Source organism: Coleofasciculus sp. LEGE 07092, assembly GCF_015207375.1.
Lineage (GTDB): Bacteria > Cyanobacteriota > Cyanobacteriia > Cyanobacteriales > Coleofasciculaceae > LEGE-07092.
Window position 1 is genome coordinate 1 of the sequence record NZ_JADEWY010000213.1, and the last position, 6,395, is coordinate 6,395.

4 protein-coding genes are annotated in these 6,395 nt (G+C 48.6%); 2 read left to right on the forward strand and 2 right to left on the reverse strand.

Annotated elements, in window-relative coordinates:
* Nucleotides 1-217: 217 nt before the first annotated feature.
* Entirely contained in the window at nucleotides 218-2,767 is a 2,550-nt protein-coding gene (locus IQ257_RS28400) for a DNA gyrase/topoisomerase IV subunit A (protein ID WP_193881785.1), read from the reverse strand.
* Between the two features lie 135 nt (nucleotides 2,768-2,902).
* On the opposite strand from IQ257_RS28400, the gene IQ257_RS28405 reads away from it, so the two are divergent.
* Nucleotides 2,903-3,301: a response regulator gene (locus tag IQ257_RS28405; RefSeq protein ID WP_193881787.1), complete on the forward strand. Its 399-nt coding sequence runs from the start codon at nucleotides 2,903-2,905 to the stop codon at nucleotides 3,299-3,301.
* A 257-nt stretch (nucleotides 3,302-3,558) separates the two neighbouring features.
* Here IQ257_RS28405 and IQ257_RS28410 read toward each other — a convergent pair whose 3' ends face one another.
* Entirely contained in the window at nucleotides 3,559-4,455 is an 897-nt protein-coding gene (locus IQ257_RS28410) for a tetratricopeptide repeat protein (protein ID WP_193881790.1), read from the reverse strand.
* Nucleotides 4,456-4,806: 351 nt separating this feature from the next.
* On the opposite strand from IQ257_RS28410, the gene IQ257_RS28415 reads away from it, so the two are divergent.
* A partial coding sequence (locus IQ257_RS28415; protein WP_193933424.1) for an efflux RND transporter periplasmic adaptor subunit occupies nucleotides 4,807-6,395 on the forward strand: 1,589 nt, incomplete at its 3' end.

Genomic DNA, 6,395 nt, shown 5'->3' on the forward strand with positions numbered 1-6,395 from the left:
CGGGGTGGAGGTGGGGGAGTAATGGGCGGACGCTGTTGTTCTGTCATAATTTCTACGAGGATTTGGATACGACTGGTGATATTACAAACTACTTTTTACAGAATTCCCACACTATACCCAGACTATCGCTCTTCCGTTAGTCTGGAGTAAAACCTTAATTTTCCCTTGGCTGTACCCTCGCAAACTCGTCAATTTATCCGAGACTCATGAAAGAGCGTTATCTAACGCTGTCTGCTTTCTCTAGAGTCGTAATATCAACAATTTTTTCTTCGGGTTGGAGTTTAACTAGGCGATCGCCACATCCATCTTTCCACCACAACTTCACCGTATCAACCTTCAACAGCAATACTCGCTCGGCACTAGTCACAAGTGCAGTCTGTAAACCAGGCGATGCTTTTATCATTCCGACTAGGGTATCTGCTGAGGTTTTAAACTGAAGGGCTTGAGTTCCCAGATCTCCTCGATTGCCCAACCTAATTGCATTCATTGGCAGGCGCTTACCATATCCCTGCTCGGAAACCAGTAATAGGTTTTCATCCTCACTGAATGCTGCACAACAACCCACAAGCCGTTCACGACGCCGCAACCGTAGTGCCTGATTTCCTTGGGCAGTACGTCCCATTAACGGTAACTGCTGGTCATTAATCTCAAAGCGTAAAATCCGTCCGTTGCTAGTTGCTAGGAGTAGTTGTTCCCCCGTTTTAGCAAAGTTGAGAGATTGTAGGCGATCGCTATCCTTAAGCTTAATCAGGGTCAAACCTCGTGCCGTTAGGCTGCTTAATTCCGATGCAGGCAGGCGCTTGATGCGTCCCTGTTGAGTCAGCAAGATAAGCATTAGGTCTGGAGAGATATCAGGTAGCCTAAAATGGGTGACAACCGTCTCAGATTGGGCAGCTTCAGGCAGCAAGCTTGCCAAAGAAGCTCCCTTCATGCGTCCGGCGACGGGTGGAATATCCTGAACTTTTACAGGGTACGCTTTACCGCCACTGGCGATCGCTACAAATTCAGCCTGTGTCGTGGTGAGTTGAGTCTGAACCACAAAATCATCGCCGTTTTCCACGGATGGTGTTGATTTGCGTTGGGGTTTGGGACGCTGCCGCTGTACGCGCCCTTGGTAGGTAAATTCCAGAACAGTTTCTGCTGCTGCTGTAGTCAGCTCCAGTTGAGTTGGTAGGGGAGGCACTGTTTTACGCCCCTGCTCCTTTGCTCTCCTGCTTTTTTTCTCCTTCGATTTGGGACTGTCTGGCTCTGCTTTCTCAGGGGGCAACGACCGAATCTTGGTGCGGCGGCGGTTTGTGTACTTGCGTTTGAGCGATCGCAAGTCTTTTTTTAACGCTTTCAGCAATTCGTGTCGGCTACTGAGCAACTGCTGTAATTCTTGAATTTGCGCCGTTAGCTCGTCACACTCAGTCTGTAATTTCTGGCGTTCTAATCCTGTTAGGCGTCGCAGAGGCATACTCAAAATGGCATCTGCTTGCACGTCACTAATGTTTAACTGACTTTGGAGAGAGGTTTTTGCTGTAGTTCCATCGGGGGCGTGTCTGAGAATTTCGATCGTGGCATCAAGTTGGGCAATAGATACCAGTAATCCTTCCACAATATGACGACGCCCTTCTTTCTGGTTTAGCTCGTAGGTATATTGCCGAGTCAGGGTTTCTTCGCGGAACTTCAAAAATTCCTCTAGCAACTGTCGCAGGGATAGCTGGCGCGGCTGTCCATCTACCAGTGCCAGCATAATGACTCCAAAGTTGCTTTGTAGGGCAGTTTGCTGGTAGAGATGTTTGAGGACACTTCTGGGATGGGCATCTCGTTTGAGTTCTACGACTACGCGCATCCCTCGGCGATCGCTCTCGTCCCGCAAATCAGCAATTCCTTCCAAGCGTCCCTGGTTAACTAGATCTGCCACCTTCTCGATCCAAGCTGCCTTATTAACTTGGTACGGCAGCTCCGTGATCACAACTGCCGTTCGCATATGACGCCGACTGCGACCGACTTGAATTTGTTCAACTTTAGCAACTCCCCGGACGGGAATACTTCCACGCCCTGTGCTGTAAGCGTCTCGAATTCCAGAGGTTTCGATGATTTCGCCGCCCGTGGGAAAATCTGGTCCTGGAACTAATTCCCACAATTTTTCATCCGCTAAATCCGGATGGTCAATCAGAGAAATTAATGCATCGACCATCTCTCCTAAGTTGTGAGGCGGAATGTTGGTTGCCATGCCTACCGCAATACCAGAGCAGCCATTGAGCAACAAGATCGGTAGTTGAGCGGGTAGGACGATGGGTTCTTGTTGAGAACTATCGAAATTCCCGATAAAGTCAACAGTAGCTTCGCCAATTTCTGAAAGGAGCGATTCATTACCAATAGCAGACAGGCGCGTTTCGGTGTAGCGCATTGCCGCTGGTGGGTCATTATCGACCGAACCAAAGTTGCCGTGACCGTCGAGGAGGGGATAGCGTGTAGAGAAGTCTTGGACTAGGCGCACTAGGGCGTCGTAAACTGATTGATCTCCGTGGGGGTGGTATTTTCCCAAAACGTCGCCCACAACACGAGCGCACTTGCGGTAGGGTCGATCGGGGGTTAGACCGAGTTCGTGCATAGCGTACAAAATACGCCGATGAACGGGTTTAAGACCATCGCGAACGTCGGGTAAAGCACGCCCAACGATCACACTCATGGCATATTCAAGATAGGACTGTTGCATCTCTGCGTGTAGGGCTGTGGAGATGACCTGACCAGTCCCCAGCAGGTTCAACTGTTTTGCCATGAGTTCTGTTCCCTATTTTCTAACGACAACGTGATGACAAATTGGATTTTTTGGTGGCAACATTACTAAGTCCTTGTCAGACTTATGATTGAATCGCACTTTTGTTAACAGACGACTTTACTTGATGCAACGCCCATGAAAACCGTTTTGATTGTAGAAGACGATCCCATTAATCTTCGAGTATTTTCCAAGATTCTCACCAAACGGGGTGGCTTGAATGTCAAGGGAACCGAAGATGTCGAAGAAGTCATACAAATTGCCCACTCTGGAGTCATTGACATTATTTTGATGGATGTTTCCCTGGCTCACAGTGTTTATCAGGGTAAGCCAATGGACGGCATTAAAATCACTCAGATGCTCAAAGCCGATGCCCAAACCAGTAAGCTGCCGATTATATTGGTAACAGCTCACGCGATGGAAGGCGATCGCGAAAACTTCCTCCGCCAGAGTGGAGCCGATGGCTATATTTCCAAACCTGTTGTTGACCATCAAAAGTTTGTCGATCAGATTATGGCGCTGCTACCCAAAGATTAGTGGCGATATCAATCCTCTTAAACTGGGTGCTTAGGTTGCCGAGCAACTGGAAATCCAGTTAAGTACTTATGTACTGCTTCAGGGACATTTCGGCAAGATCAATATGTAGAGGATGAAACAATTCGATCGGCTTGCTGTCGTCATTGGTTGGCTTACAGGTCTTGGAACGTTACACCATCGGCAGCAAGCTTAAAGAAACGTCCCAGTAGTGGAAGACTCCAACGGCAAAGGGGTCTATCGTCAACCCCAACCAGCCCCTACTTTGGAGCTACTTCCACTCGCAAGGGCGGCTCTTGATTTTGGGCAATAGTAGCTTGAATTTGGGGATTTTCCAAAAACATTTTAGTATCCGAGAGCAGACGCTTGCCCCAAAGATTTTCCTTGAGGAACTCTAAATCAGCATAACGATTGTCGGTGCGAATTGCGGCTTCTCCTAAGGAGATTCCCTTCTGCCGTTCGCCGCGAGTATAGAGCGCTACTGCCGTTGCTAACTGGGGTTCAGCCGCTTCTTCGTCAAAAGCGAGCGCCGCTTGCCACTTTTCGAGCGCACCCGCCACATCACCCTGTTCGTATTTCACCAACCCCATATTGTTAATAGCGGGCCAAACGGGCCACGAATCGGTTGGTTTTTGGGCAGCCGCCTTTTCGTAAGTTGCGATCGCTTGGGGATATTGCTCAATCATATAATAAGAATTCCCCAGATCAAACAAAGCTTCGGGAACCTCAGGTTCAATCTTCAACCCCATTTCCAAATCAGCGATCGCTTGAGTGTAGTTCGCTTTTTGAAAATGTGCTGAACCTAATGTAAATAAAATCCCTGCTTCCTGTGGTTCGAGGGAGTGAGCCCGTTGCAATGCCTCAATCGCCTTATCCACTTCTTTGTTCTGCACGTATAGGCTACCCAAGATAAACCAGGTTTGATAGCTGTTGGGAGCCAGTTGAGTCGCAAGTTCAGCCCTAGGTAGCGCCAGATCGTATTGCTGGAAACGCACAAGCTGAACCGCATCTTGAGCTAGATTCAAACCCTGCTGCTCAAGTTCTTCTGAATCGAGCTGTAGGGTATAGGGAACCAGTGCCTGTCCTAAAACCGGAACGGGGACAGTCAGTAAACCGAGGGCAACAATAATAGAAAAGAAAGAAATATGCTTGGGCACGGCGGAGCCTCGAAAGACAACAAGTACAGACAGAATCTTCAGCTAAGTTAGCGCATAATCGATGCGATCGCTGTACTAATCCTACGCAAAAATTTTCTTTAATTGCGGAATTCCCTAGAGCTAGAGGTCGGTTAGAGAGCTAAGTGGTGTGAGCAACACAGTTACTATGGAGATGAACAATCACACAGCAACTCGTCAGTCGGGTTGGATCAAAGGATTTTCCTTGGCTGCGAATCGGGTTCGGTAAAGATTGCAATACTGCCTAGAATGCCAAGCCGACGAGACGGAAACAGATAGAGAGTTTCTTTTTGCTGTCTGGCTTGCAAACCTCATATAGAGAATGTCCGACTGATGGGTAAAGTCAAACAACCTCTCCCTTGGATAATGGGACTGATGGCAGCAGGTATTTTAATAGTCGGTGGTACGGGTTATTTTGTGATCGCCGCCAAACCCTCCAAACCTGATATTGAGGAGTTGACGGTGCCGGTGCAAGCCCAAAATTTAACCGTGCGCATCGCTGCTAACGGTACTGTACAACCCGTTCAAACAGTGAACCTCAGTCCTAAAACAGCCGGTCGTCTGGTAAAGCTAGAGGTTGAACAAGGTGAGGAAGTGGAGGCTGGGGAAGTAATTGCGGTTATGGAGCCAGCCGAGCTAAAGGCGCAGTTTATCAAAGCTCAAGCTGACCTTAAGCAAGCTCAAGTCCGTTGGGCTGAGGCAAAAGCGGGTTCTCGTCCAGAAGAAATTGCTCAAGCTCGAGCGCGTCTGGCTCAAGCTCAAGCACGTTTGGATGAAGTGGCAAAAAGTCGTCCAGAAGAAATTGCTCAAGCTCGAGCGCGTCTGGCTCAAGCTCAAGCGCGTTTGGATGAAGCTGAGGTAGGAAACCCCAGCGAAATCAAGCAGGTAGAGGCTCAAGTCATAAAAGCCCTCTCCCAACGGGATTTAGCTCAAGCGCGGGTTAGGCGCAATCAATCCTTATTAGTAGAGGGAGCCATCTCGCAAGATCGGTTTCATGAAGTATTGACAGAAGCCCGCAATGCCGAGGCAAACCTCCTTGAAGCTCAACAACGGCTAGAGCAAGTGCGAAGCACAAAAAACCGCACCAGTCCAGAAATCATTCAGCTTGAGGCGGCGGTAGACGAAGCCAAATTTGCGTTACAGCAGTTGATTGAGAAGAGTCAAGAACAAATTACTCAGCTTAAAGCGTCAGTCGCTGAAGCCGTATTTGCTCTACAGCAACTGCAAAATGGTACTCGCAAGGAAGAAGTTGCTCAACTCGAGGCAGCCGTTGTTGCAGCTCAAGCCCAAGCTCAGACTGCATACATACAATTCAAAGACACGGAGATCACTGCTCCATTTTCTGGGATTATTACTCAGAAATATGCCACCGTTGGCGCATTTGTGACTCCTACCACATCCGCTTCCAGTACAGCTTCAGCAACCTCAACGTCAATTGTGGCGCTCGCTACAAAAGAGTTAGAAGTCCTCGCTGAGGTTCCAGAGGTTGATGTGGGACAGATCAAAGAACGACAGCGGGTAGAGATTATTTCAGACGCCTTTCCCGATAAAATTTTCCAAGGTCAGGTCAGGCTTGTTGCTCCAGAAGCCATTGAAGAGCAAAATGTCACCTCGTTTCAGGTGCGAGTTGCACTTGCGCCAGAGGCTCAAAAGGTATTGCGTTCAGGCATGAATGTTGACCTAGCATTTTTAGGTGAACCGATTAGCAATGCCCTCGTTGTTCCCACCGTAGCTATTGTTACCCAAGATGGGGAAACCGGAGTGATGGTGCCAGATTTAGATAATCAACCGGAGTTTAAACCTGTCACTATCGGACCGACAATCAACGATAAAACTCAGATTCTCAGGGGGTTGAGACAGGGGAACCAGGTGTTTATCGATCTGCCGGAAGATTTTAGGAGAAAGCAAGAGCAGGAAGAGGA

What these genes read in the sequence shown, in the direction of transcription:
- IQ257_RS28400 (WP_193881785.1), bottom strand. Translation starts at nt 2,767, where the DNA reads ATGGCAAAACAGTTGAACCTGCTGGGGACTGGTCAGGTCATCTCCACA.
- IQ257_RS28405 (WP_193881787.1), top strand. Translation starts at nt 2,903, where the DNA reads ATGAAAACCGTTTTGATTGTAGAAGACGATCCCATTAATCTTCGAGTA.